Genomic DNA, 24,631 nt, shown 5'->3' on the forward strand with positions numbered 1-24,631 from the left:
GATCGGGCCCTCGGTCCTTACTTTCCGTACGCCTTGGCCGCGGCGGCCTCGAGCTTGCGGGCCGTGCCCTGGGGGTCCGACGGGTCGCGCAGGAAGTCCTGGAGCAGCTTCCATTCGCCGGCTCCCTGGGTGCCGCCGAACGCGGCGGGGGCCTGGTCGGACATGTCGAAGCGCACGGAGTTCCCGGCGTCGGTCAGCGACTTGGCGGCCTTGCGGGCGACCTCGTCGTGGTACGCGTCGGCGGGCACCTTCTTGTTGGGCGAGAGGTAGCCGCCCGCCTTGGCCCAGACGCCGGACGCCTCCGGAGTGGCGAGGTACTTCACCAGCTCCATCGCGGCCTTCCGGTTCTTCCCGGCCTTGAGCACCACCGCGGCGTCGCCGCCGCTGACCACCGGCGCCTTGCCGCCGTCGACCGAGGGGAACGGGAAGAACTTGGCGTCCTTGCCGACCTCCTTGTGCAGCTCATCGGTGATCAGCGCGCTCACGAAGTCGCCCTCGTAGACCATGGCCGCCTTCGGCTCCGGGCCGAAGACCTGCTGGACGGACTCGGGGAAGTCGGTGCGCAGTGCGCCCGAACCGCCGCCCGCCACCAGGCTCTTGTCGCTGAACAGCTTGCCGAGCGCGGTGAGCGCCTTGACCACGCTGGGGTCCGTCCACGGAATCTTGTGGGCGGCGAGCTTGTCGTACTTCTCCTGACCGGCCTGGGAGAGGTAGACGTTCTCGAACCAGTCGGTCAGCGGCCAGCCCGCCTCGCCCGCGACGGAGAAGGCCGGCACACCCGAGTCGGACAGGGTGCGGCCCGACTTCAGCAGTTCCTGGTACGTCTTCGCGGGGGCGACCCCGGCCTGGCCGAAGGCCTCCGGGCTGTACCAGACCGTCGACTTGTGCGAGGCCTTGAAGTACAGGCCGTAGTACTTCTTGTCGACCGTGCCGTAGTCCTTCCAGACCTTCGCGAAGTTCTTGTCGGCCTCCGCGCCGACCTCCGCCGACAGCGGAGCCAGCCAGCCCTTCTTGGCGAACTGCTGGAGCACACCGACCTGCGGGACCATCACCACGTCCGGGGCGTTGCCGCCTTCGACCTGGCTGCCGATGACCGTCGAGACGTTGTCGCCGGTGGAGGCGAAGGTGACCTTCGCACCGGTCTTCTCGGAGAACGCGTCCAGGACCTTCTTGAAGTTCTGCTGTTCCACGCCGGTCCAGACGCCGGCCACGGTCACGGTCTGGCCGGTGAGCTCCTGCTTCTCGCCCCCGGCGGACACCGTGCCGCCGCATGCGGTGGCACCGAGCGCCAGAGCGAGGACGGCGGCGCCGGATCCGGCGGCTCGGGTGTGTCGTACTGCGGGTCGTCTCATGGTGGGTTCCCTTCGGAGGACTGACGGGGGAGGGGCGGTGCGGAGGTGGGGCTATCGGGGGGCGGGAGCGTCCATCCACCAGGCGGCGGTGGAGCCCGGCAGCGTTCCCGCGGGGCAGTCACCGCTCGCCAGCAGCGGCACTCCGGGCACGGGCGCCGGCACCGGCTCGGTACCGAAGTTCACGGCGCAGACCAGCCCGTCGCCGCGGACGAACGCGAGCACCTGCGGCGGCGACTCCAGCCAGCGCAGGGTGCCTTCGCCGAGCTGCGGAAGACTGCGGCGCAGCTGCAGCCCTTCGCGGTACAGGTGCCAGAACGAGCGGGTGTCGGCCAGCGCCCGGTCCGTGGCGTGGTCGGCGAACCAGGCGGGCTGCGGCAGCCAGGGCCGCGCGGCGCCGGTACCGGAGGTGAAGCCGAACGGGGAGGCGTGCCCGGACCAGGGCAGCGGCACCCGGCAGCCGTCGCGGATGTGCTCCCGGCTGCCCGTACGGTGGTAGATCGGGTCGGTGAGGACCTCGTCGGGCAGGTCGACGACCTCCGGCAGGCCCAGCTCCTCGCCCTGGTAGATGTACGCGGCGCCGGGCAGCGCCAGCATCAGCAGGGCACCGGCGCGGGCCCGCGCCGGGCCCAGCCCGCCCGCGGACTCCGCCGGCCCGGCGTTCCCCGGGGCGGTCGCGTACCGGGTGACGGTCCGGACCTGGTCGTGGTTGTTGAGCACCCAGGTGACCGTGGAACCGGTGCCGGCGATATCGGTCAGCGCCTCGGAGATGACCCGGCGGAAGGTGCCGACGTCCCAGTGCGCGGTCAGCAGGTGGAAGAAGAACGCCTGGTGCAGCTCGTCGGGCCGGACGTACGCGGCCTGTTCGCTCGGCGTCCTGACGGAGACCTCGCCGACCAGCAGCCGGTCATGGCCGTCGCGGGCGGTGTACTCCTCGCACACCGCGCGCCAGTCGCGCCACACCTGGTGCACCTCGGGCTGGTTCCAGGCCAGGGGGTTGACCGAGTCGCGGGTCCGCTCGTCGGCGGAGGGGTCGGGGGAGTCGGGGAGCTCGGGGTGCTTGAACAGCCCGGCGGCCACGTCGATGCGGAAGCCGTCGACACCGCGGTCCAGCCAGAAGCGCAGCACCTGGTCGAAGTCGGCGGCCACGGCGGGGTTGCGCCAGTTCAGGTCGGGCTGCTCGGGCGTGAACATGTGCAGGTACCACTGGCCCTCGGCGCCCGACGCCTCCTTGACCCGGGACCAGGCGGGGCCGCCGAACATGGCCCGCCAGTTGTTGGGCGGCAGCTCCCCGGCCTCCCCGCGGCCGTCGGCGAAGTGGAACAGCGACCGTGCCGCGCTCCCGGGACCGTCCTCCAGCGCGGCCCGGAACCACGGGTGCTCGCTGGAGCAGTGGTTGGGGACGATGTCCAGGAGCACCTTGAGGCCCAGCCGGTGGGCGTCGGCCACCAGGCCGTCGAATTCGGCGAGGTCGCCGTATACGGGGTCCACCTCGCGGTAGTCCGCGACGTCGTAGCCGTGGTCGTGCTGCGGCGAGGGGTAGAAGGGGCTGAGCCAGATGCCGTCCACCCCGAGCTTCTTGAGGTACGGCAGTCCCGTGCGGACGCCGGCCAGATCGCCGATGCCGTCGCCGGTGCTGTCGAGGAAGCTGCGGACGTAGACCTGGTAGATCACCGCATCGCGCCACCAGCGCTGTGCCGTGTCCGGGGACGGGGTCCCGGCGGCGCCCTGCGGGAGCGCGGGGGAGGCCGGGCCGGAGAGGGGGAGAGAGGGCGCGGAGTCGGCCGGAGAGCCGTTCCCTGCCGTGGCTATGAGCATCTGCCGTGATCCCGTTCTTGCAGGAGCATGCCGTGCGGCTGCGTTTCGCTGTTATGCATGCATGTTAAGTAGGGATGTCTTTTGAGTGTCAACGAAACTGTCGAAACTCGCTGCGAGATGCCCGGATTTATGGGAGATTGCCCGCCCAGCCTGTACCTAACAAGTAAGTAGGCGGGAGGGGGAGGGAGCGTCGAGCGTCAGCCGCGGCCGACGATGGCCCGCAGTTCCCGCGACAGCCGCGCGACGGTGGCATCCGTGCTCCGGCGGTGCACCAGCGCCTCGTGCACGACCGCCTGCACCGCCAGGCTCACCTGGTCGTAGTGCGGGCTCTTCAGGCGCGGCTCGGCCGCCAGGACGCCCCGCTTGAGCGTCGGGAGGTAGGGGAAGCGGCGCACCAGCCCGGGATCCGTGTACAGGTCGGCCCACACCGGAGGCAGCGCGCCCTCGGTGAGCACCCGGCGCTGGACCGATTCGGTCGTCAGGTAGGAGATCAGCTCGGTGGCCGTCTTCTGATGCCGCGACTGCGCGTTGATGGCAAGGTTGGAGCCGCCCAGCGCGCTGGAGCCCGGCCCGTGGGGACCCGGCAGCGGCACCGCGCCGAACTTCCCCGCCACCTTCGACGACGGGGCGTTGGCCAGCGCGTACGCATACGGCCAGTTCCGCAGGAACAGCAGCCGGCCGTCCTGGAACGCCTTGCGGGACTCCTCTTCCTTGTACGTCAGCGCCCGCCGCGGGATCCAGCCCTCACGCACCCCGTCGAGCAGGAAGGACAGTCCGCGACGGGCCGCGGGGGAGTCCACCGTCACGCGCGAGCCCTCGCCCGCGAGCACCGAACCGCCCGCCGACTGAACGGCCTCGCCGACATTGGCGGTCAGCCCCTCGTACGGCAGGAACTGGCCCGCGTACCCGTCCATCCCGTACTTCGGTGCGACCGTCTTCGCCAGATGCTCCAACTCGCCCCAGGTGCGCGGCGGCCGCGCACCTTCCCGGGCGAGCACGTCCTTGCGGTAGTACAGCAGCCCCGCGTTGGTCACATAAGGGACCGCATAGAGCCGTCCCCGGAACGTGGCGGTGTCCACCACGGGAGGGAGGAAGCGCTTCAGTGGGAACTGCCCGCCGTCCACCGGCTTGATCCAGCCCGCGGCCGCGAACTCCGACGTCCACGCCACGTCGATGTTGAGCACGTCGAAGCGGTCGCTGTGGGAGCGCAGCTCGGTGACCATCTGCGCCCGCACCTCGTCGGCCGCGTCCGGCAACTCCACCAGCGTGACCTTCTCGCGCGGGTGCCGGTCGTTCCAGCCGTCGAGGACACCCCGCAGATAGCCCGTGAGGTCGCCGCCCGTCACCAGGGTGATCGGGCCCCGGCCGTCCGCACCGCCGGCCGGCTCCCCGGCCTGCGCACCGGCATGGCCCGCGAACAGCAGCGAGCAGACCAGCAGAGCCCGCCCCGCGGCACGCTTCCACCGCATGGGCTCCTCCTCTTACCAGGCGTCGACGGGACACTGGACCGACAGCCCGCCCCATGTATACCTGTTAGCCATGCGGGATACTAGATGCTGCAGGAAGATGCGACGGCGACCCGGCTCACAGCCGGAGGAGTTCAGATGACCGTCAACTAGGGCGGGGAGGGAGAGGGAGAGCGTGCGGCTGCCACTCCTCGCGCTGTTGGTCAGCGGCCCCGCGCACGGCTACGAACTCAAACAGGCCCTTGAGAACCTCCTGGGCGCGGCATACCCTCAGCCGAACGTCGGCCAGATCTACGTCACCCTGGGCAGGCTGGAGAAGACGGGCCTGATCGAAGGGGAGGACGTCGAGCAGTCGGACCGCCCGAACAAACGCATCTACCGGATCACCGCGGCGGGACGCGAAACGGTGGACGCGTGGTTCGAGGAGTCCACCGCCGAACCACGGGTACGGGACGAATTCTTCATGAAGCTCGCCCTGGCCCCCCACACCGGGACCGCAGACCAGATCGCCCTGATCAACAAGCAGCGCCGCCACTACCTCAACACCATGCGTGACCTGTCCAAACTCGCGGCGGCCGAGGACCGGGACAACCGGGTCGCGCAGCTGCTGATCGAGGGCGCGATGCTGCATCTGCAGGCGGATCTCGACTGGCTGGAGCGCTGTCAGGAGGAGTTGGAATGAACCGGGACGAGCCGTCCGGCCCGATAGTCCGGGCAGCCGGCCTGGTCAAGACCCACCGGCCGGAAGGCGCCGCGCCCGTCCCCGCGGTACGGGGCGTCGATCTGTGCATCGAGCGCGGTGAGTTCGTCGCCGTCACCGGGCCCTCCGGAGCCGGCAAATCCACCCTGCTGCACCTCCTCGGCGGCCTCGACCGGCCCGACAGCGGTGCGCTCTGGCTCGACGGCCGCCGGGTCGACGCCTACCGCGAGGCACGCTGGGCGGAGCTGCGCCGCAACCACATCGGCATCGTCTTCCAGTTCTTCAACCTGGTCTCCAACCTCAGCGTCGCCGACAACGTCGAACTCCCTGCCCTGCTGGCCGGCAGGTCCCCCCGGCAGGCCCGCACCGACCGGGCCGAACTGCTCGACGAACTGGGCCTGACCGGCAAGGAGAACTGCACCCCCGGTGAGCTGTCCGGAGGCGAACAGCAGCGCGTCGCGCTGGCCCGCGCCCTGGTCAACGCCCCCAGCCTGCTCCTCGCCGACGAACCCGCCGGCAGCCTGGACAGCAAGGGCACCAGGGAGGTGCTGCGGCTGCTCGCCCGCTTCCACGGCCGCGGGCAGACGATCCTGCTGGTCACCCATGACGCCAGGATGGCCAGTGCCGCGGACCGGGTGATCAGCTTCTACGACGGCCAGGTGGCCGACGACGCGCACCTCGGCGGCAGCCGGAACCGCCCCCCGGCCGGTGTGGCCGACGTCCTCAAGCTCCAGGGCTGACCCGTGCGAGCAGCGGCACGCTGGACCCAGGCACATCTGCGAGCACACCGGCCCGCCGCCGTGCTCATCGTGCTGGCCACCGCCGGGATCACCATCACCCTGCTCCTGGCCACCGCACTCTTCGCGTACGCCACCGACCCCTGGCAACGCGTCTTCACCCAGTCCTCCGGCGCCCACGTCTGGATCCACACCCGCGCCGGCACCGCCGCCGGGTCGCTCGCCGGACTCGACGAGGTACGCGCCACCTCCGGCCCCTTCCGCACGGTCCGCGCCACCGCCGGCCTCCAGCCCGGCGGCGCCAGGGCGACCCTGGAACTGCGGGGGACGGCGCAGCGCCCCACCACCGCCGCTCCCCAGATCGTCGCGGGCCGCTGGCTCGACGCGGACACCGACGCGGGCGCCACCCCGGGCATCGTGCTGGACAGCTCGGTGGCCCGGGCCATGTGGGCCAAGCCCGGCGACTCCCTCGTGCTGAGCGGCATCGCGGCCCATCTGCGCGTCGTGGGCGTCGCGGACACCGCCGAGGCCGGCTTCCGCGCGGGCGAATCCCCGGGCGCGGCCTGGGTGCTCCCCACGACCCTCGCCGCTTCCGACGCGGGCGGCGACCAGCGTGGCCGCACCATAGGACTCCAGCTCAGCGACCCGGCGGACACCGACTACGTCGTCCAGCGGGCGGTCACCCGGCTCGGTGCCGACCAGATCACCGATGTCTCGACCTGGCGGCAGGCCAAGGCCGCAGCCGAGGGGGACAACCAGCTCCTCGGGCGGCTGCTCGGCCTCTTCGGGCTCGGCGCACTGCTCGCCGCGGCCCTGGCGGTGGGTGGCGCCATCAGCACCCGGGTGCGCGCCCACCTGCGGGACATCTCGATCCTCAAGGCCATCGGCTTCACACCCGGCCAGGTGGTCCGTATGTTCCTCGCCCTCCACCTGGGCCTCGCGCTGGGCGGTGTCGCCCTGGGGGCGCTGCTCGCCCAGGCGCTCGGCACGCTGGTCCCCGGACGGATCGGCGACGCGATGGCCCTGTGGCGGCAGCTTCCCGAGCACGCCTGGCTGCCCTGGGCGATCTCCGGCGGGGTGGTGGCCTTCATCGGCTCGGCGACCTGCCTGGCCGCGTGGCGCGCGGGGCGGGTACCGCCGGTGCCCGTCGCCCGCGCCGTCACGGCCACCGGTGGCCGGGCGACGGGCCTCACCCGGCGGGCACTCGGGCTCAGAATCCCGCCGGCCCTGGTCCTCGGCTGGCGCGGTGCCTTCCACCGACCGCTGCGCTCCTCGGCAGCCGTGGCCCGGCTGGCGGTTCCGCTGCTGCTCATCACCATCGCGCTGGGCACCTGGACCACCCTGGACCGCTTCACCTCGCACCCGGAGACGGTCGGCCTGCCCGCGGCGCTCACCGCGCGCTCCGACACCCTCGGCGAACGGGAGCTGCGCCCGCTCCTCACCTCCCGGCCCGGGGTGACCGCCTACCCCGGGGCCGAAGTACAGGCCCTCGTACCGGGGCAGACCGGGACGATCACCCTGCGCGGGCTCGGCACCGAGGCACACCCGTACCCCTTCGCCGTCGTGGAAGGGCGCGCCGCCCACGGCCCCGACGAAGCGATCGCCGGACAGGGCCTGCTGGACCTCCTGGACGCCCACGTCGGCGACTGGGTCCGGATGACCGTCGCCGGCCACCCGCACGTCCTCCACATCGTCGGCCGCACCATCGAAACCGCCGACGCCGGCCGGGTCGTCTCCACCACCCTGGACACCCTGCGCGACGACGACACCACCGGCGCCACGTCCGCCGGGTCCCCGTCGCCCCGCCCGGACTTCTACCACCTGGTCCTGCCGCACGGCGTTGACCCCGGCGTGGTGCGCGACGCCCTGACCAAGGCGTCGGCCGGCCGTCTCGAAGTGCGCGAGATCCCCAATCCCGCCGAGCAGCTGACGGCGGTCCGCGCCGTCGCCATCGGCCTGATCGCGGTACTGGTCCTCATCGGGCTGGCGGAACTCGCGACCACGATCGGCGCCGGGGTGCGCGACCGCAGCCGCGACCTGCTCGCTCTCAAGGCCGTCGGCCTCACACCCCGCCAGATCACCGCCGTCATCGTCTCGGCCACCGCCTTCGTCACGCTGGCCGCCGCGCTGGCCGGCACGGCGCTGGGCCTCCTCGCCGCCGAGTGGCTCATCAACCTCCAGGGCCGCACCAGCGGCTGGGGGACCGGCATCGCCCAGTGCCCCGCTCCGGCGGTCCTGCTGCTGGTCATCGCCGTCGCGGTGACCATCGCCGCAGCCGCCTCGCTCCTGCCCGCCGCCCGCGCGGCACGCCGCCGCCTCGCGGACTCGGCCAGCGCCGTGCTCTAGGGCATCCGCTCACACGGCGCGTCCCCGAACCCCGGAAGCGGTCCTCCGCTCAGGCGCCGACGTAGGCCGCGAGGTGCCGGCCGGTGAGGGTGGAACGGTCGGCGACGAGGTCGGCGGGGGTGCCCTCGAAGACGACCTGGCCGCCGTCGTGGCCGGCGCCCGGGCCCAGGTCGATGATCCAGTCGGCGTGTGCCATGACCGCCTGGTGGTGCTCGACGACGATGACCGACTTGCCGGAGTCGACGAGCCGGTCGAGCAGGCCGAGCAACTGCTCGACGTCGGCGAGGTGCAGGCCGGCGGTCGGCTCGTCGAGGAGGTAGACGCCGCCCTTCTCCGCCATGTGGGTGGCCAGCTTGAGCCGCTGCCGCTCGCCGCCGGACAGCGTGGTGAGCGGCTGGCCGAGGCTGAGGTAGCCGAGCCCGACGTCGGCGAGCCGGCCCAGGATGCGGTGCGCGGCCGGGGTGCGCGCCTCGCCGGAGCCGAAGAACTCCTCGGCCTCGGTCACCGACATCGCGAGCACCTCGCTGATGTCGCGGCCGCCGAGGTGGTGGTCCAGCACCGAGGCCTGGAACCGCTTGCCCTCGCAGTCCTCGCAGGGGGTGGCGACGCCGGCCATCATCGCCAGGTCGGTGTAGAGGACGCCGACGCCGTTGCAGGTGGGGCAGGCGCCCTCGGAGTTGGCGCTGAAGAGCGCCGGTTTCACGCCGTTGGCCTTCGCGAACGCCTTGCGGATCGGGTCGAGCAGTCCGGTGTAGGTCGCCGGGTTGCTCCGGCGCGAGCCGCGGATCGGGCCCTGGCCGACCGCCACCACACCCCCGTCGGCGGCCCCCGCCTGCCCGGGCAGCGACCCGTGCACGAGCGAGCTCTTGCCGGACCCGGCGACACCGGTGACGACGGTGAGGACCCCGAGCGGGATGTCGACATCGACGTCGCGCAGGTTGTGCGTGGTCGCGCCGCGGATCTCCAGGGCGCCGGTGGGCTTGCGCACCGACTCCTTGAGAGCGGCCCGGTCGTCGAAGTGGCGGCCGGTGACGGTGCCGCCGGCCCGCAGTCCCTCGACGGTGCCCTCGAAGCAGACGGTGCCGCCGGCCGCACCGGCGCCCGGGCCGAGGTCGACGACATGGTCGGCGATCGCGATCGTCTCCGGCTTGTGCTCCACGACGAGCACCGTGTTGCCCTTGTCCCGCAGCCGCAGCAGCAGGTCGTTCATCCGCTGGATGTCATGGGGGTGCAGGCCGGTGGTGGGCTCGTCGAAGACATAGGTGGTGTCGGTGAGCGAGGAGCCGAGGTGGCGGATCATCTTGACGCGCTGCGCCTCGCCGCCCGACAGCGTGCCCGACGGCCGGTCCAGCGAGAGGTAGCCCAGCCCGATCTCCACGAACGAGTCGAGGGTGTGCCGCAGCGAGGCGAGCAGCGGCGCCACCGACGGCTCGTCGAGACCGCCGACCCATGCGGCCAGGTCGCTGATCTGCATCGCGCAGGCGTCGGCGATGCTGATGCCTTTGATCTTCGACGACCTGGCGCCCTCGCTCAGCCGCGTGCCGTCGCACTCGGGGCAGGTGGTGAAGGTGACCGCCCGCTCCACGAACGCGCGGATGTGCGGCTGCAGCGCCTCCTTGTCCTTGGACAGGAAGGACTTCTGGATCTTGGGGATCAGGCCCTCGTAGGTGAGGTTGACGCCCTCGACCTTCACCTTGGTGGGCTCCCGGTAGAGGAAGTCCTGCATCTCCTTCTTGGTGAACTTGCGGATCGGCTTGTCCGGGTCGAGGAGGCCCGACTCGGCGTAGACCCGCACGGTCCAGAAGCTGTCGGACTTCCAGCCGGGGATGGTGAACGCGCCTTCGGCGATCGACTTGGAGTCGTCGTAGAGCTGGCTGAGGTCGATGTCGGAGACGGTGCCGCGGCCTTCGCAGCGCGGACACATGCCGCCCGTACGGGAGAAGGTCGCCTTCACCGCCTTCTTGGCACCGCGCTCGACGGTGATCGCACCGCTCGCCCGGACCGAGGGGACATTGAACGCGTACGCGCCGGGCGGGCCGATGTGCGGTGTGCCGAGCCGGCTGAAGAGGATGCGCAGCATCGCGTTGGCGTCGGTGACCGTGCCGACCGTGGAGCGGGAGTCGGCGCCCATCCGCTGCTGGTCGACGATGATCGCGGTCGTCAGCCCGTCGAGTACGTCGACCTCGGGCCGCGCCAGCGTCGGCAGGAAGCCCTGCACGAAGGCGCTGTACGTCTCGTTGATCAGCCGCTGCGACTCCGCGGCGATCGTGTGGAACACCAGCGAGCTCTTGCCCGAGCCGGAGACGCCGGTGAACACCGTCAGCCGGCGCTTCGGGAGCTCGATGCTGACGTCCTTGAGGTTGTTCTCGCGCGCGCCGTGCACGCGGATCAGGTCGTGGCTGTCCGCGGCGTGCGGCCCGCTCGACTGCGCGTTCGTCCCCGTGGCCATGCTCATCGTGTCTCCATCTGTGAGGCGGGTCCGCCGTCGCGGTGTCCGCCGGCGTCACCCGCTCGATCCAACCAGCTTCGATGGAGGACGTCCCGCTTTCCGCCGCCCAGGCCCACGGAACCTCCGGTCCGCCGCTACGCGAAGCTCCGGCCGGGGCGTCGGGGCCGGCCGGCCGCGGTCGGGCATCGGCCCTCGGCAGCGCGGCTCGGGCGGTGGCTCACCGGTCCTGGAGCAGCCCGAGGACGTTGCCGTCCGGGTCGGTGACGGTGGCCACCAGACGGCCGCCGCCGACCTCGTGCGCGGGCTCCTTCACGGTCGCACCCGCGGCGGTGACCTCGGCCAGCTTCGCCTCGATGTCCGGCACGTGCCAGTAGGCCACCGGCGCGGTCATGCCCTGCGGCCCGCCGCCCGGCACCAGCCCGATGTGCTGGCCCGCGACCTCGAAACCGACGTAGTAGGACTCGTCGGCCTGCGGCGGTACGCCGAGCAGCGCGGTGTACACCTCTTTGGCCGCCGCCAGGTCGGTCACCGGATGCAGCACGGTCTTGATGCCCTGGGTGGAAGAGCCGGTCATGGTCACTCCTGAGGTCGTCGGGGGGTGGGGCCCATGCCCGTCACGCTAGCCGCGGCGTGCGGAGCGCGCGCCTCGATCGCCGGCCGGTCCGGCAGCGGCAGCGCGGCAGATTCCCGTGCGCTCGATGCGCCGTGTCCTGTGCTGCGCCGCGGCGGTCCGGCCGGTCACCGGCGCGACCGGCCCCCCTCGGGGGGTGGTACTAGCCGGCCGTGCCGAAGTCCTGCGTCCAGTAGTCGCCGGGCTGCGCGAGGCCGACGCCGATCTCCTTGAAGGAGCAGTCGAGGATGTTCCGCTTGTGGCCGGGGCTGGACATCCAGCCCTTCATGACCTCCTCGGGCGTGGAGTAGCCGTAGGCCACGTTCTCGCCGTAGGAGTTCCACTGGTAACCGGCACGCGTGATCCGGTCGTCCGGGGAGGAGCCGTCGGAGCCCGTGTGGGACATGTTCTTGTGGTCGGCCATGTCCTTGCTGTGGTCCTGGGCGGCCTTGGTCAGCTTCGCATTCACCTTCAGCGCGGAGCACCCGGCCTTGCTGCGCTCCTTGTTGACGAGGTCCACCACCTTGGCCGTGTCGCCGGACGCCGCGGTGGTTTTCGAGGCGGTGGTGGTCTTCGCAGCGCCGGCGGATGCGGCGGGCTTCTCAGCGGCGTCCGCGCTCGACTCGTGGCCCCACTTCGATTTCGCCTGCCGATGATCGTAGGACGCATTCTGCCAATGGCCGTGATGCCGGCCGGCCTCGTTCTCCTGGCCCAGACAAGCCATGGCGGCGGAGGGAATTCCCACGGCTCCTACGGCCAGGGCGGCGACGGTTATCTGCCGGTAGCGCCGCGTCCTGCGATGTTTCGTCATGCGTGACCTCACTCGGTAATTGCGGAGCGTCCCTGGCGCGGCTGGCTCTGTGCAATTTCCGCGCCTGAGCTGCGGAGACGCCTTGCGGCTCGTCATTCTTGGCACCGCTGTGCAGGCAAGGCAACAAACTCGGCTACTACTGTGCTTCGTAGTAATGGCCGACCCTTGTCACGAGTGCGGGAGCGTGCTGGTCCGCCTCCCGGATCTACCGGGAATTCCTGTTGCCCTGTCAGAAGCCCTTATGTGTTCACTGCGCGGGCAATGGTGCCGAGTGGGCCGAATGTCTTTGGGTGTCGTGCGGGATATGCGCAGACCAAGACGGACAAATCTCTTATGTCGCCGAGGGGTCATCTACTATCCGGCTTAGTTGATGCCGGACCGCGCTATGACGCATGTCACGGAATCGCTTTGTCCGTAATGGGAACCGCGCCGGACGGGCCTGCGTCCACCAGGGCATCCGAAGATCATGAACGCTTGCGGGGGACCGGACTCATGACGCGAACGGCTACGCGCTTCCTCTACCTCGCCCGGCACGGCGAGGCTTCAGCGGACGAGACCGAGCTGACCGACCGCGGCCGTCGTCAGGCCGTACTGCTCGGCGAGCGGCTCCGGGGCACGCCCGTCTCGGTGTGCCATCACGGTCCGCTGCCGCGGGCGGCGCAGACCGCCCGGCTGATCTGCGCCCAGCTCGGCGACGTCCCCCGGCATGTGTCGGACGTGGCCGGGGACTACGTCCCCTACCTGCCGCAGCGGGCGGAGCTGCCTCCGGAGTGTGCGGACGGCATGCTCCACCGCCTGGGCCAGTTCCCGGCGGCGGAACGGGAGTCCGGTCCGGGACTGGCTCGGCAGGCCCTCGCCCAGTTCACCGGTCCCGTCGCCGGTGACGAGCCCCGCCACCAACTCGTCGTCACCCACAACTTCCTCATCGGCTGGCTGGTCCGCGCCGCCCTCGACGCGCCCGAATGGCGCTGGATGGGCCTTGCGCACGCCAACGCCGCGCTGACCGTCATCCGCTACACACCGGGCCGCCCCGCTTCCCTGGTCTTCTTCAACGACATGGGTCACCTCCCCACGGAGCTCCGCTGGACGGGCTTCCCGCTCGACGTCCACCCCTGAGGGCGGCGCCTTCCCGCGTCCGCCGGGCGTCGCGACGTACATTGCGCTTGGGTCCGCGTCGGCCTCCCCCACGAGATCGGACAGGTGTCATGAACTGCTATGACTGCGCGACGAGCGACGCACACGCCGCCGCGGTGGCGATCTGCCGGAACTGCGGCGCGGCGCTGTGCGACCGGCACGCCTGGGCCGCCCCGCAGACCGTGGTCCGTGTACAGGGCGTGGGGCAGAGCACGCTGCCGGAGCCGGCGCGCCGCATCGTGTGCACGGTCTGCCGAGGGGCGACGCAGCCGGTCTGATGCCGGGACGCCGGGGGTCGGGCCCGTGGATCCGGGCCGTGCCGGGAGATCCGGCCGTGACCGGGGTGCCGGGCCGCCCGCGGTGGCATGATGCGGTCGATGACGACCTTCGTACTGATTCCGGGTGCGGCATGCGATGCGTGGCACTGGCATCTCCTGGAGACGGAGCTGCGCGCCCGGGGCCGTGATGTGGTGAGCGTGGATCTGCCCTGCGGGGACGACGCGGCAGGCCTGGACGAGTACGCGGACGCGGTGGTCGAGGCGGTCGCGGGCCGTGAGCGGCTGGTGCTCGTGGCGCACTCGTTCGCCGGCTTCACCGCGCCGCTGGTCTGCGAGCGGGTGCCGGTGGACCTGCTGGTGCTGCTGGCGGCGATGGTGCCGTTGCCGGGTGAGGCGCCGCGGGAGTGGTGGCGGGCGACGCGTCACCCGGACTCCCGGGTCAGACGGGCCGGACGGGACGCACAGCGGGCCGGCGCCGACCCGGGCACGGAGGACGTACCCGAGTCCGCCGTGCCGGGCTCTGCCGCGGATCCGTTCTTCCAGGATCTGCCGCCGGAGCTGGCGGCCGAGGCGGTGGGCCGCTGGCGGCGGCAGTCCGAGACCCCTGGCGCACGGCCCTGGCCGATGGCGGCCTGGCCCGAAGTGCCGACCCGGTTCCTGCTGTGCCGTCAGGACCGCCTCTTCCCGGCACCGTTCCTGCGCTCCGTGGTGGCCGAGCGCCTGGGGATGGCGCCCGACGAGATGGCGGGCGGGCACTTCCCGATGCTGTCCCGCCCGGCCGAGCTGGCCGACCGGCTGGAGGCCTACAGCCGGTCAGCGGCGACGTGACGACCTCGCAGGCCGGCCCGCACGAACCGGCCTGCATCAGCTCGTCTGCATGAACCGGCCCGCACACGTCGGCTCGTGCAGGCCGGTCTCGCAGGCCGGTCCGTCTCGGCGGGCTCGCGGTGCGAGCGCGGCCGCCCGGCGGGCGAGACGCCTCAACGCTCCTTCACGGCCCCCGCGTTCCCCCTAGGGAAGATGGGCCAGGGCGGTGATCACCGGCACCGGGAGGTAGGTGGGCCACTTGGGGCGGGTGGCCTGGTAGGCGAAGTATCCGAGGGAGCGGCTGGCCTGTACCTCGTCCGGCGTCTCCGCCTGGTACACCAGCCGGCAGCGGCCCGATGCGCTCCTGGCGCGCTGCCACAGCGCCGCCGCGGGCTTCCGCTCCGCCTCGGTCCGCGGGGTGAAGATCCGGTCGCCGAAGTCCGACCAGGCGAACGGGCTGTTGTCCGCCCAGTCCTTGTTGATCACCCGCTTCAGCTCCGCCGCCCGCTCCGCGTCGGTGGAGCCCCACGAGGACGGCACATTGGTGATCAGTCCGACGGGGATGTGGCGGGCGCGCAGCGCGCGCAGATACCGGGCGGCTCCCGGCATGTACCGGATGCTCTTGTCCTCGGCCGTGTGCACCAGCGTTTCGCCGAGGTCGAAGTACACGACGGCGCACCCGCCGCCCCGACCTCCTTCCGCGGTGGTGCGCGGTACGCCTTGTGCTGCTACCGCGGTCGGCACGCTTAACGCTGCCGCACCGCCCAGGGCGAGCAGCGTGCGCCAGGTGGCTCTGCGAGCGGATGTCTTCTTCATGGAGATGCCTTTCCCGTAGGGGGGCATCCGATCGTACGCGCCATGTGCACGTCATCGGTGGGTTCGGTGCGGTCGGGCCAATGGATCTCGGCCGTCCTCAGGGCCACGACGGTGGCGGACGTTGGCGCGGCGTTAGTGAGCTGACAGCGCGGACGGAGAGGGTTGTTCCTGCTCGTGCTGGCAGCCGCCTCCGCCGTGGCGCTCTCCGCATGCGACACGAACATGGCCGACCCCGCCAAGGACCCGTCGCCCGTGGCCTCGTCCGACGCCGGCTCGGCCTCCGGCGGCAACGGGGGCGGTTCGGCCGGGGGTTCGCAGGGCGCCGGCGGGGCGTCGGGCGGCAGCGGTCAGCCCACCGCGGCGCAGGGCGCCGCCTCCGCGGACCACTCGGCCAACCGCTGCCGGGCCGCATCGATGCGGATGAGCCTGGGCCGGCCCGACCAGGGTGCGGGCAACATCCGCTATGCGCTGGTGTTCACCAACAACGGCAAGGAGTCCTGCACGCTGCGGGGCTTCCCGGGCGTCTCGCTCCTGGCCAAGGACGGACAGCCGATCGGAAAGCCGGCGGTCCATGAGGGCGGCGCGGGAAAGGCGGTCACTCTCGCGCCCGGCGCCAGTGCCCACGGGGTGCTGCACACCATCAACGAGGGGATGAAGGGCTCCGGCTGCCGGAAGGGCGCGGACCTGGTGCAGGCATACCCGCCGGGTTCCAAGGAGTCGATGACCACGCGCGGCGCCGGCCTGCGGGTGTGCGGCAACGAGTTCACGGTCAGCGCGCTGTCTCCTGCCGCCGGCTAGGTGCCGGACCCCCAGCCCCTCGACGGTCAACCCTCCTCGTGCCCTGGGAGGGTTGACCGTCGTTGTCTTCTCCCGCCTGTGGTGTGGCGACCGCCCCGCTGGGCATACGCGCCCTACGGCACGGACCACGCCGACCGCCTCCGCGGCGACGTAACGGCCCGCACCCGGTCGGGGCCCCCGACGCCGGTCCGCGGCCCCGCTGTCCTCGATGCCGACCCCGTGTCCCGCTCCCCCCGACGCCGATCCATGAGGGCACCATGACCACCTCCCGGAAGTTCCCCCCGATGCTCGCCGTAGCGGTGCTCCTCGCGTTGGCGCTCTCGGGCCTGCAGCCCCATGACCGGACCACCTGGGTCATGGAGACCTGCTGGGTGATGGTCGGCCTGCCGCTGCTGGTCGTGGTGTGGCGGCGGTTTCCGCTCAGCCCGCTCCTGTGCTGCCTGCTCGCCGTACACGCGCTGGTCCTGATCGTCGGCGGCCACTACACCTACGCCGAGGTCCCCTTGGGGCACTGGCTGCAGGACGCCCTGGACCTCTCCCGCAACCCCTACGACCGGATCGGGCATCTGATGCAGGGCTTTGTGCCCGCCATCCTGGTCCGCGAACTCCTGGTCCGCACCTCCCCGCTGCGCGGCAGCGCCTGGCTGTCCCCGCTGACGGTGTGCGCCTGCCTGGCCTTCAGCGCGTTCTTCGAGCTGATCGAGTGGTGGAGCGCACTGGCCGGCGGCTCGGCCGCCGACGCCTTCCTCGCCACCCAGGGGGACCCGTGGGACACCCAGTGGGACATGGCCTGTGCCCTTCTGGGGGCGATCGTCGCGCTGCTGCTCCTCGGCCGCGTCCACGACCGTCAGCTCGCGCGCTACGGCAGCGCCGGGGAGGAGCACCGGAGCACGGAACGGCAGGCCGCCTGACCGCGCTCCGGGCGGGCGACGCCGCCATGGCGGAGAGGCGGACAGCCGCCGCTCCCTGCCTGCGTATCGCGGAGTTCGCGGCACCGTACGCCGTGAGGAGCTCTCGCCACCCGCGTACCGCGAGGAGTTCCCGGCCTGAACTGCCCCGCGGCCCGGTGACGTTCCCTCAGGTCCGAGCGGAGAAGGGGCACTCCCAGTCCGCCGGCTTGCGCCGGCCCGAGTAGCGCCGGGCCTCGGAGAGCTGCTCGTACTCCACGAGGTTGGGGTTGATGTTGCCCTGCAGCTCGATGTCCTGCTTGCGGATCTTCTCCTGCAGCCGGTCCCACTGGCCCGCGGCCTTTATTCGGTCGAACTGGGCGTGGGAGTTGAAGGCGAGCATCGGGAAGGGCGGGCGACGACCGATGCGGCTGTGCGTCTCGTGCAGTCCGATCACGAAGAAGGGGTGCCCGGCGACGCTGTACGCGAAGGCGCCGGACGCCGGATCGCGGTCGTAACCGTCGGCCCACGGGTGCGTGAGGCTGTCGTAGTCGTGGACGGCCTGCAGCTGCTGCCACAGCAGCGTCTCGAACTCGACCTCCGGCACGTTCAACGGGCCCGAGAAGGTGGCCACGAAGCTGGTGAAGGGCTTGGCGGCCCAGTCCACCGCCTCCACGTACGTCTGAAGATCGGCCGCCATCAGCCGGGCTGCCTCGTCATCACCGAACCACGTGTAATGGCGATGGGTGATGCCACCCTGTCGCCATGCCGAACGGCCGGCCAAGCAGGGGAAGGCATCGCCGAGCAGGAACCGACCGACGTCGGTGGCGGCGTCAACTTCGGTGGCGGCGGAGGCGTCAACCGTCATGTTCGTGACCTTCGGTGAGTGGGGCAATACCCCCGGTGGGGGCCCTGCAGGGGTGGGACCCTGGCAGTCAAGATCGGGCAGGGCCGGTTCGTCAAGACTCGGCCGTGTCACCCCCTTCCGGCTGCCCTCACCGACGGCTCAAGCGCCGCTTTTGCTGCGTTATGTCCAAATTCGGCCGTGGTATCGCCTCGGCCGCCGGACAGCTCGCTCTCGCTGCAGGGCTTCTTGTCGATCTTCATCGTCTCAGACGATCGGCCACCTGATCGCCAGGGTGGGCCCCGGCGGCGCCACGCCCCGCGCCGCCCGGCCCCCTCTGCGGCGAGCGACCGCTCGCCCGTGCGAACCCGCAGCACGCCCGCTCCGCCCGCCGGTCGCCGATCTCGCACCTCCGCACTGCCCGCGCCCGGCGTGGGCAGCGCCGGGCGCGGCTCCCGTCTTCTGGCCGCGGTCGGCGGTCGGCGGCGGTCGGGAGCGGGAGCCCGGTCAGGCCCGGGCGGGTGCGGCCTCCTCAGCGGCTTCGGTGGCGTCGGCCGCGCTGTCCTTGGCGCCTTCCTGCGCGGCGCCCGGGACGGAGTAGAAGACGCTCCTGCCCTGCTTGCTGCGGTGCGCCAGGCCCTTGGCGACGAGCGAGGTCTCCAGGGTGTTGCGCACGGCGGTCTCCGGTGCCGTGTGGTCCGGGTGCTCCTGCGCCAGCAGCTTCGTCAGCTCTGTCACCGTGCGCGGCTGCTCGTCGAGCAGGCCGAGCACGCGGTCGGCGCGGGTGGCGTTCCGCTGGCGGGCCTTGCCCCGGGCGGGCGTGGCCTTCCGTGCCTTCTTCGCGCTCCCTGCCGTCTTGGCCGGGGCCTTCTTCGCCGGCTTGCCCTTCGGTGCGGCAGGCTTCGCGCGCCGCGCCGCGGGCACGGTCGCCGGCTTCGCCGCCGCGGTCGCCGGCTTCGCGGCCGCGGTGCCGGTCTCCACGGGTCGCGGCGCGACGGCCTTCTCCTGCGGGCCCGTGTCGAGGTGCTGTTGGAGATCCTCCAGCTTCGCCCGGAGCTTGTGCAGTTCGTCGATCTCCTTCGCGATGCTCTTCAGCTTGGCAGCCACCTGCACGGCGAATTCCGAGTCTGACATGAAAAAGCCTGCTCTCTCTTGTCTGATCGATCTGCGGTTGGCTGGATGTTACTCATCTCGCTCCGCAATTAACCCGGTACCGCTCCCTTTTATCGCCGCACACAGCGCTCCGACGGTCGGCTCCACGGCCGAACAATCCCACCGTCATGGGGTGTTCGGATGCTGCCCAACCCCTCTGTTGCAGTCAAGAAAAGGGACTTGAATGAGCCATACGGGCCGTGAATACGCTCCCACGCACAGTCAACGGAGGTACGGAACTCCGTCCGGTTGTCACTCCTTTGAGTCCTTCCGCCGGTGGTGCGGCTCGCCGGCGTCTCGCGCGCATGCGTGAGGTTGTTCCGATACCCGTCGCACCGGGGGTCGGCCTCGGCCGGGCCCGCTCCCGCCCCCGACCCTGGCGCGCCGAGTGGAGCGAGCCCGCTCCGTAGTGCTCTCGGCCGCGAGGCGACTGCCCGTGAGGGCCCGTCCACAAGCGGATCTTGCCCGGAGCGGAATGGATGCGAGTGTGACCGCTGCTCCGTAGGCGGCGGCGGTCACACTCGCATCGGGTGGCGATGCCGCGTAAGCCTCTTGAGCTGGTTGAAGCAGTGTTCGACCAGGTTGCGTCGGTGGTGGCTCGCTCGGTCGACGTCTGGTGGCCGACCGCGGCGGCGCCCTCGACGGCGCCGGTGCCGACTGTCACTCCACCCACCCTGTGCGCCGCTTCAGTGACTTGAGCAGGCAACCCTTTCGCGGAGCTTGTCCTCCTACATAAGGCGCAGGTGTGCGCATGTACGCATATCTGCATCCAGACTCACGCACACCGTGAGTCATGCACGGCCTGAACAAGACGAACGTCAACCTGTGCCACTCAGGCGGCACTTGGGATACGAGAGGTCTGCTGTATGAAGATTCGCCGCACTCTGACGGCCGCCGCAGCGGCTGCCGTGATGGCGCCCGCCGCCGTACTGGCTGCGTCCGCCGCCGCATTCGCCACGGAGCCGGTGTCCAAGGCCGGTCCCCGCACGCCCGCCTCACCCGGTGCCGCAACACCGGGGGACCGGTTAGCCGGTTCCGCAACGAGCGGCGGCGGAGCGGGTCAGTCCTGCGCGTTCGAGTCCGACCAGTTGCAGGCGGCCGTCCGCGGGCTGCCGCACCAGCTGACTGCGGGCGGCGCCTGGACCCCCTTCTCCATGAAGCTCACCAACACCACCGGCAAGCCCCTGGAGGAGGTCCAGCCCTTCCTGCTGGTGTCCTCGGCCGAAGACGTCGACCGGCCGTACTGGGAGCTGGAGACCGAGTACCGCGACGCCAAGACGGGGCGGTGGAAGACCTTCCATGACGCGGAGCCCGACGACCTGTTCGGCTCCTTCGCCGTCGGTCCGCGCAGCAGCATCACGCTCCAACTGCGCACCCGCGTGGTCAAGGACGCCAAACCCGGCGCCGGGTACGCGCTCGCCGCCGGCGACTACCGCAACCGTGACGGTTCCTGTGGTTCGGCCAAGGAAGCCTGGTACGACTTCACCATCCTCCCCGCGGGCGCGAAGCCGACGCAGCCCCCGACCAACAAGCCGGGTGGCACGGCCGGGCCGGGCCAGAGCGCCGCGTCCGGCGGTGGTACGGGTGCTTCCGGTTCCACCGGTGGCCTCAGCCCGCAGGGCGGCGCCCAGCTCGCCGCGACCGGCTCCTCGTCCGCGCTCCCGCCGATCGCACTCGCCGGCGGAGCCGCGATGGTGGCCGGGGCGGGTGCGGTCATCGGCGTGCGCCGCCGGAAGGGCCTGGCCGGTCCGGGCGCCACGGACGGCACCGCGTAGACCCCACCGTTGCTCCCAGAACCTGACAACCCAAGGATCCACGGCCTTCGGAACCCCATGACACGGGAAACCAAGGCTCCGAGGGTCCGAAGAACCAGGAAAGAGATCTGCATGAAACTGCGCCGCGCCCTGTCGGTCTCGGCCGCGACGGCCGCCCTGCTCCCCATGGCGATGGCCGCCGCGCCCGCCTCCCATGCGGCCCCTGCCGAGGAACTCCCGAAGTGCTCCGACCTCGACACCGGGCAGTACCACCACACCTTGGTGGGCCGCTCGTTCGGCATACCCGAGTCGATCACTCTCGGCACTCACTGGACGACCTACACCGCCACGCTCACCAACGCCTCGGCGAAGGAGCTGAAGTCGTTCGAACTCAGCGCCAAGCTGGGCAGTCATGTCTACAACGAGGGCGAGCGCGACCTGAGCCCGTACGGCGATCTGCAGTACTGGGACACCTCGCAGCGCGCCTGGAAGACGCTGCGCCAGGCCGATGGAAAGGCCCGCGGCACCATTCCCGGCCCGAAGACGCTGAAGCCCCGGGAGTCCGTCCACGTGCAGCTGCGGTTCAGGGTGAGCAAAGACCTGCCCCTGGACCACGCGTACGACGCGTTCACCGGCCTCACCGGCAGCTTCGCCGACCGCTACCGTGACACGGACTGCACGGCCGACGTCGACCAGGTCGGTGGTTTCTACCCCCGCAAGGGCTGACCTCTGCTGGGGGGCTGCCGCCGTCGCGCCCCGACGGCGGCAGCCCCCCAGCCCCCGGGCGGGTGCCTCGGCGAGATCCCCCGGATGGCCCAGCACCATGTGCCTCCCACCACGACCGGCTGTAGGACGGAAGCCGTACAACGCAAGCGGCAGGGCGGAAGCAATGGGTGCGGCGGTGGGAGGAGGGCCGGTGATGAACGTCGTCGTCGATCTCAATCGATGTCAGGGCTATGCGCAGTGCGCCTTCCTCGCCCCCCGCGTGTTCACGATGCACGGCGAGGAGGCCCTGCTGTACACCCCGGCCGTCCCGGAAGAGCAGCAGGAAGCCGTGCTCCGGGCCGCGGCGGCCTGTCCGGTGCAGGCGATTCTCGTGGGTGAGGAGGCGGGCGCCGATGCAGGGTGAACCGCGCGACGGCCGCATCGTCGTCGTCGGTGCGTCGCTCGCGGGGCTGCGGGCCGCCGAGACGCTGCGCGACGAAGGGTTCGCCGGCTCGCTGACGCTCATCGGGGAGGAGCCGCATCCCCCGTACGACAGGCCGCCGTTGTCCAAGCAGGTGCTGCTCGGAAAGGCGCCGGCCGACCGGGTGGGGCTGCCGCGGCGCCGTCCGGTGGATGCCGAGTGGAGACTCGGGGTGCGCGCCACGGGGCTCGATCCGGTCGGGAAACAGGTGCTCCTCGCCGACGGCGAGAAGGTCCCCTTCGACCGGCTGCTGATCGCCACCGGGACCCGTGCCCGGCCCTGGCCGAAGCCGGCCGAGGCCGCGCTGGACGGGGTGTTCACCTTGCGCACCTGCGAGGACGCGGGCCGGCTCGCGGAGCGTCTCGACGCCGGACCGGGCCGGGTCCTGGTCATCGGTGCCGGCTTCACCGGTTCGGAGATCGCCTCCGCCTGCCGGGAGCGGGGACTCGCGGTGACGGTCGCGGAGCGGGGCCCGGCACCCCTGGTCGGTGCGCTCGGCGGCACGCTGGGGGCCCTCGCCGCGAAGCTGCAGCGCGCGCACGGCGTGGATCTGCGCTGCGGGGTGACGGTCACCGCGCTGGAGGGCGACGGCCGGCTCACCGGCGCGCAGTTCTCCGACGGCACCCGCATCGACGCCGATGTCGCCGTGGTGGCCCTCGGCGCCGTCCGCAACACCGAGTGGCTGGCCGAGTCGGGACTCGCCGCGGGCCCACGGGGAGTGACGTGCGACGCGGGGTGCCGCGCCTTCGACATGTACGGAATCGTCACCGACGACATCTTCGCCGCCGGCGACGTGGCCCGGTTCCCGCACCCGCTCTTCGAGTACCAGCTGCTCTCCCTGGAGCACTGGGGCAACGCGGTCGCCCAGGCCGAGGTCGCGGCCCACAACATGGTCAATCCGGGCCCGCTCCGGCGCCCGCACCTGACGGTTCCGGCGTTCTGGTCCAGCCAGTTCGGCCTCAACATCAAGTCGGTCGGGGTACCCACCTTCTCCGACCAGGTCGTCATCGCCCAGGGGTCGCTCAAGGACGCCCGGCTGGTTGCCGTCTACGGATACCGGGGACGGGTCACCGCGGCGGTGAGCGTGAACCAGGCCAAGGCGCTGGAGTACTACCAGCGGCTGATCGAGACGGCGGCGCCGTTTCCCCCCGCCCAGGGAGCCGCCGACCAGATCGAGTCCCCGGCGCCGGTCCCCTCCGACGTACCGGATCCGAAGATGCTGTCGCACGGTCCGACCGTCGCCCTCACCGGTCATCTGCCGGACCGGCGCCTGACCCTGGTGCAACCGGCCCGCTGAGACCGCCACTCCATAGCGATGAGGAGCCCCCGCGCATGGCTGCGGACACCCTGTTCCACCGGATCACCGACTACGCCCACCGCGCCGACCCCTACCCGCTGTACGCCGAGCTCCGCGAGGAGGGGGTGGCGCGGCAGGAAGACGGCAGCTACCTGGTCGGGACCTACCACGAGATCGAAGCCCTGCTGCACGACCCGCGCATCAGCTCGGACCGCCGCAAGCGCGCCGTCCCGGACGAGACCGCACTCGCCGAGCAGGGGCTGCCGCCGGCCTTCATCGGACTCGACGACCCCGAGCACCACCGGCTGCGGAGCCTGACGATGCGCTCCTTCGGCCCGCCCCACACGCCGGACCGGATCTCCGGCATGCACGACGAGATCACCCGCATCGTGAAGGACCTCATCGGCACCTTCCCCGGCAAGGAACGGATCGACGTCGTCGACGACTTCGCCTACCCGCTGCCCGTCACGGTGATCTGCCGTCTCCTGGGCGTGCCGATCGAGGACGAACCCCGGTTCCGTGCCTGGTCGGACGACATCGTCGCGGGCATCGACCCCACCCCGGGGGAGGACCCCGAAGAGCGCCCGCGGGCCGCCGCCGAGGCCCGGAAGGCGATGGGCCTGTACCTCGGAGAGCTCGCCGAGAAGCGCCGTGCCCACCCGTCGGACGACATGCTCTCCGCCTTCGTCAGCGACGACTCCGGCGGACAGCTGACACCGCTCGAAATCATGACCACGTCCGTGCTGCTGCTCATCGCCGGCCACGAGACCACCGTCAACCTGATCACCAACGGTGTCCTCACCCTGCTGCGCCACCCCGAAGAGCTGGCACGCCTCCGCGGCGAGCCCGCCCTGATGCCCAGGGCGGTGGAGGAGCTGCTGCGCTACGAGCCGCCCGTCCAGATGCTCCCGCAGCGCACGCCGTTGGCCGACATCGAGGTCGCGGGCGTCACCGTCCCCAAGGGCGCGCCGCTCATCCTGATGCTCGCGTCCGGCAACCGCGACCCCCGCAGGTTCCACGACCCCGACCGCTTCGACCCGACGCGCGACGACAACCAGCACCTCGGCTTCGGCAGCGGCATCCACAGCTGCTTCGGCGCCCCCCTCGCCCGCCTGGAGGCACAGATCGCCCTCCACGAACTCATCCAGCACCTCGACACCCCCCGCCTGTTGGAGGATCCGCCCCCTTACCGCCGCAGCCCCGTACTGCGCGGCCCCCGCCACCTGCTCATCGAGGACGGCCGGAGCGAGGGCCGAGGGGCGCGGTAGCGCGGGGGTCTCGGCGTGCCCGGTCCGTTCGCCGCCGGCGGCAGGTCCCTCGGGGAAATGCCTGGCCGTCGCCGGAGTCGGTTGCGATCATGGGGAGTTCGTCCGCCCCGACCGCTGTGAGGAT

Annotated in this window: 22 protein-coding genes; 13 read left to right on the top strand and 9 right to left on the bottom strand. The window is 71.5% G+C overall.

Annotation, left to right across the window (positions count from 1 at the left end; all coding sequences use genetic code 11):
- Positions 1-17: 17 nt before the first annotated feature.
- The 3 genes from AB0411_RS16655 to AB0411_RS16665 form a co-directional block, all read right to left on the bottom strand.
- On the bottom strand, positions 18-1,352 hold the full coding sequence (locus AB0411_RS16655; protein WP_366418016.1) for an ABC transporter substrate-binding protein: 1,335 nt from the start codon (positions 1,350-1,352) through the stop codon (positions 18-20).
- A gap of 51 nt (positions 1,353-1,403) precedes the next feature.
- The gene (locus tag AB0411_RS16660; protein ID WP_366418017.1) at positions 1,404-3,167 is read right to left on the bottom strand and encodes a glycoside hydrolase family 13 protein; all 1,764 of its coding nucleotides are present in this window, start codon (positions 3,165-3,167) and stop codon (positions 1,404-1,406) included.
- Positions 3,168-3,364: 197 nt separating this feature from the next.
- The gene (locus AB0411_RS16665) at positions 3,365-4,636 is read right to left on the bottom strand and encodes an ABC transporter substrate-binding protein (protein ID WP_366418018.1); all 1,272 of its coding nucleotides are present in this window, start codon (positions 4,634-4,636) and stop codon (positions 3,365-3,367) included.
- 172 nt (positions 4,637-4,808) lie between these two features.
- Between AB0411_RS16665 and AB0411_RS16670 the strand changes: the two genes are divergently transcribed.
- The 3 genes from AB0411_RS16670 to AB0411_RS16680 are packed head-to-tail and all read left to right on the top strand — an operon-like array spanning position 4,809 to position 8,416.
- A complete protein-coding gene (locus tag AB0411_RS16670; protein ID WP_366418019.1) occupies positions 4,809-5,315 on the top strand; it encodes a PadR family transcriptional regulator in 507 nt (168 codons plus the stop codon).
- Positions 5,312-6,073 (top strand): ABC transporter ATP-binding protein, encoded by a 762-nt coding sequence (locus tag AB0411_RS16675; protein WP_366418020.1) that lies wholly within the window; start codon positions 5,312-5,314, stop codon positions 6,071-6,073. The genes AB0411_RS16670 and AB0411_RS16675 overlap by 4 nt, the downstream gene beginning before the upstream one ends.
- 3 nt (positions 6,074-6,076) lie before the next feature.
- The gene (locus AB0411_RS16680; RefSeq protein WP_366418021.1) at positions 6,077-8,416 is read left to right on the top strand and encodes an ABC transporter permease; all 2,340 of its coding nucleotides are present in this window, start codon (positions 6,077-6,079) and stop codon (positions 8,414-8,416) included.
- A gap of 49 nt (positions 8,417-8,465) precedes the next feature.
- Here the strand turns inward: AB0411_RS16680 and AB0411_RS16685 are convergent, their stop codons facing one another.
- The 3 genes from AB0411_RS16685 to AB0411_RS16695 form a co-directional block, all read right to left on the bottom strand.
- Positions 8,466-10,871, bottom strand: a complete 2,406-nt coding sequence (locus tag AB0411_RS16685) for an excinuclease ABC subunit UvrA (protein WP_366418023.1) — start codon at positions 10,869-10,871, stop codon at positions 8,466-8,468.
- 211 nt (positions 10,872-11,082) lie between these two features.
- The gene (locus AB0411_RS16690; RefSeq protein ID WP_366418024.1) at positions 11,083-11,439 is read right to left on the bottom strand and encodes a VOC family protein; all 357 of its coding nucleotides are present in this window, start codon (positions 11,437-11,439) and stop codon (positions 11,083-11,085) included.
- A gap of 199 nt (positions 11,440-11,638) precedes the next feature.
- A complete protein-coding gene (locus AB0411_RS16695) occupies positions 11,639-12,286 on the bottom strand; it encodes a CAP domain-containing protein (protein WP_366418025.1) in 648 nt (215 codons plus the stop codon).
- A gap of 492 nt (positions 12,287-12,778) precedes the next feature.
- Between AB0411_RS16695 and AB0411_RS16700 the strand changes: the two genes are divergently transcribed.
- The 3 genes from AB0411_RS16700 to AB0411_RS16710 all read left to right on the top strand — a co-directional run bounded on the left by AB0411_RS16700 (position 12,779) and on the right by AB0411_RS16710 (position 14,526).
- Positions 12,779-13,402, top strand: coding sequence for a histidine phosphatase family protein (locus tag AB0411_RS16700; protein ID WP_366418026.1), 624 nt, complete (start codon positions 12,779-12,781; stop codon positions 13,400-13,402).
- An 89-nt stretch (positions 13,403-13,491) separates the two neighbouring features.
- The gene (locus AB0411_RS16705; RefSeq protein WP_366418027.1) at positions 13,492-13,698 is read left to right on the top strand and encodes a DUF2180 family protein; all 207 of its coding nucleotides are present in this window, start codon (positions 13,492-13,494) and stop codon (positions 13,696-13,698) included.
- A gap of 99 nt (positions 13,699-13,797) precedes the next feature.
- Complete coding sequence (locus AB0411_RS16710; RefSeq protein ID WP_366418028.1) at positions 13,798-14,526, top strand: alpha/beta fold hydrolase; 729 nt, start codon at positions 13,798-13,800, stop codon at positions 14,524-14,526.
- 183 nt (positions 14,527-14,709) lie between these two features.
- Here the strand turns inward: AB0411_RS16710 and AB0411_RS16715 are convergent, their stop codons facing one another.
- Positions 14,710-15,321 carry a hypothetical protein gene (locus tag AB0411_RS16715; protein WP_366418029.1) on the bottom strand — a complete coding sequence of 204 codons (612 nt, stop codon included), beginning with the start codon at positions 15,319-15,321 and terminating at the stop codon, positions 14,710-14,712.
- A gap of 162 nt (positions 15,322-15,483) precedes the next feature.
- Between AB0411_RS16715 and AB0411_RS16720 the strand changes: the two genes are divergently transcribed.
- On the top strand, positions 15,484-16,119 hold the full coding sequence (locus AB0411_RS16720) for a DUF4232 domain-containing protein (RefSeq protein WP_366418030.1): 636 nt from the start codon (positions 15,484-15,486) through the stop codon (positions 16,117-16,119).
- A gap of 257 nt (positions 16,120-16,376) precedes the next feature.
- Entirely contained in the window at positions 16,377-17,030 is a 654-nt protein-coding gene (locus tag AB0411_RS16725) for a DUF2238 domain-containing protein (RefSeq protein ID WP_366418031.1), read from the top strand.
- 166 nt (positions 17,031-17,196) lie between these two features.
- Here the strand turns inward: AB0411_RS16725 and gntA are convergent, their stop codons facing one another.
- Together gntA and AB0411_RS16735 are read right to left on the bottom strand one after the other, a co-directional pair.
- Positions 17,197-17,874: a guanitoxin biosynthesis heme-dependent pre-guanitoxin N-hydroxylase GntA gene (gene gntA, locus AB0411_RS16730; RefSeq protein WP_366418032.1), complete on the bottom strand. Its 678-nt coding sequence runs from the start codon at positions 17,872-17,874 to the stop codon at positions 17,197-17,199.
- 483 nt (positions 17,875-18,357) lie between these two features.
- Positions 18,358-18,984 carry a hypothetical protein gene (locus AB0411_RS16735; RefSeq protein ID WP_366418033.1) on the bottom strand — a complete coding sequence of 209 codons (627 nt, stop codon included), beginning with the start codon at positions 18,982-18,984 and terminating at the stop codon, positions 18,358-18,360.
- Positions 18,985-19,868: 884 nt separating this feature from the next.
- On the opposite strand from AB0411_RS16735, the gene AB0411_RS16740 reads away from it, so the two are divergent.
- The 5 genes from AB0411_RS16740 to AB0411_RS16760 all read left to right on the top strand — a co-directional run bounded on the left by AB0411_RS16740 (position 19,869) and on the right by AB0411_RS16760 (position 24,507).
- Complete coding sequence (locus AB0411_RS16740) at positions 19,869-20,777, top strand: LPXTG cell wall anchor domain-containing protein (protein ID WP_366418034.1); 909 nt, start codon at positions 19,869-19,871, stop codon at positions 20,775-20,777.
- A gap of 111 nt (positions 20,778-20,888) precedes the next feature.
- Positions 20,889-21,482 carry a hypothetical protein gene (locus tag AB0411_RS16745; RefSeq protein ID WP_366418035.1) on the top strand — a complete coding sequence of 198 codons (594 nt, stop codon included), beginning with the start codon at positions 20,889-20,891 and terminating at the stop codon, positions 21,480-21,482.
- A gap of 193 nt (positions 21,483-21,675) precedes the next feature.
- The gene (locus AB0411_RS16750; protein ID WP_366418036.1) at positions 21,676-21,885 is read left to right on the top strand and encodes a ferredoxin; all 210 of its coding nucleotides are present in this window, start codon (positions 21,676-21,678) and stop codon (positions 21,883-21,885) included.
- Entirely contained in the window at positions 21,875-23,239 is a 1,365-nt protein-coding gene (locus tag AB0411_RS16755) for an NAD(P)/FAD-dependent oxidoreductase (RefSeq protein ID WP_366418037.1), read from the top strand. The genes AB0411_RS16750 and AB0411_RS16755 overlap by 11 nt, the downstream gene beginning before the upstream one ends.
- Positions 23,240-23,274: 35 nt before the next feature.
- Positions 23,275-24,507, top strand: coding sequence for a cytochrome P450 (locus AB0411_RS16760; RefSeq protein ID WP_366418038.1), 1,233 nt, complete (start codon positions 23,275-23,277; stop codon positions 24,505-24,507).
- Positions 24,508-24,631 lie beyond the last annotated feature (124 nt).

The sequence above is a fragment of the Streptomyces angustmyceticus genome, assembly GCF_040701845.1.
In the GTDB taxonomy this organism is placed as follows: domain Bacteria; phylum Actinomycetota; class Actinomycetes; order Streptomycetales; family Streptomycetaceae; genus Streptomyces; species Streptomyces angustmyceticus_A.

What these genes read in the sequence shown, in the direction of transcription:
- AB0411_RS16710 (WP_366418028.1), top strand. Translation starts at nt 13,798, where the DNA reads ATGACGACCTTCGTACTGATTCCGGGTGCGGCATGCGATGCGTGGCAC.
- AB0411_RS16725 (WP_366418031.1), top strand. Translation starts at nt 16,377, where the DNA reads ATGACCACCTCCCGGAAGTTCCCCCCGATGCTCGCCGTAGCGGTGCTC.
- AB0411_RS16690 (WP_366418024.1), bottom strand. Translation starts at nt 11,439, where the DNA reads ATGACCGGCTCTTCCACCCAGGGCATCAAGACCGTGCTGCATCCGGTG.
- AB0411_RS16655 (WP_366418016.1), bottom strand. Translation starts at nt 1,352, where the DNA reads ATGAGACGACCCGCAGTACGACACACCCGAGCCGCCGGATCCGGCGCC.
- AB0411_RS16750 (WP_366418036.1), top strand. Translation starts at nt 21,676, where the DNA reads ATGAACGTCGTCGTCGATCTCAATCGATGTCAGGGCTATGCGCAGTGC.
- AB0411_RS16745 (WP_366418035.1), top strand. Translation starts at nt 20,889, where the DNA reads ATGAAACTGCGCCGCGCCCTGTCGGTCTCGGCCGCGACGGCCGCCCTG.
- AB0411_RS16760 (WP_366418038.1), top strand. Translation starts at nt 23,275, where the DNA reads ATGGCTGCGGACACCCTGTTCCACCGGATCACCGACTACGCCCACCGC.
- AB0411_RS16715 (WP_366418029.1), bottom strand. Translation starts at nt 15,321, where the DNA reads ATGAAGAAGACATCCGCTCGCAGAGCCACCTGGCGCACGCTGCTCGCC.
- AB0411_RS16755 (WP_366418037.1), top strand. Translation starts at nt 21,875, where the DNA reads ATGCAGGGTGAACCGCGCGACGGCCGCATCGTCGTCGTCGGTGCGTCG.
- AB0411_RS16740 (WP_366418034.1), top strand. Translation starts at nt 19,869, where the DNA reads ATGAAGATTCGCCGCACTCTGACGGCCGCCGCAGCGGCTGCCGTGATG.
- AB0411_RS16665 (WP_366418018.1), bottom strand. Translation starts at nt 4,636, where the DNA reads ATGCGGTGGAAGCGTGCCGCGGGGCGGGCTCTGCTGGTCTGCTCGCTG.
- AB0411_RS16735 (WP_366418033.1), bottom strand. Translation starts at nt 18,984, where the DNA reads ATGTCAGACTCGGAATTCGCCGTGCAGGTGGCTGCCAAGCTGAAGAGC.
- AB0411_RS16685 (WP_366418023.1), bottom strand. Translation starts at nt 10,871, where the DNA reads ATGAGCATGGCCACGGGGACGAACGCGCAGTCGAGCGGGCCGCACGCC.
- AB0411_RS16660 (WP_366418017.1), bottom strand. Translation starts at nt 3,167, where the DNA reads ATGCTCATAGCCACGGCAGGGAACGGCTCTCCGGCCGACTCCGCGCCC.
- AB0411_RS16700 (WP_366418026.1), top strand. Translation starts at nt 12,779, where the DNA reads ATGACGCGAACGGCTACGCGCTTCCTCTACCTCGCCCGGCACGGCGAG.
- AB0411_RS16705 (WP_366418027.1), top strand. Translation starts at nt 13,492, where the DNA reads ATGAACTGCTATGACTGCGCGACGAGCGACGCACACGCCGCCGCGGTG.
- gntA (WP_366418032.1), bottom strand. Translation starts at nt 17,874, where the DNA reads ATGACGGTTGACGCCTCCGCCGCCACCGAAGTTGACGCCGCCACCGAC.
- AB0411_RS16675 (WP_366418020.1), top strand. Translation starts at nt 5,312, where the DNA reads ATGAACCGGGACGAGCCGTCCGGCCCGATAGTCCGGGCAGCCGGCCTG.
- AB0411_RS16695 (WP_366418025.1), bottom strand. Translation starts at nt 12,286, where the DNA reads ATGACGAAACATCGCAGGACGCGGCGCTACCGGCAGATAACCGTCGCC.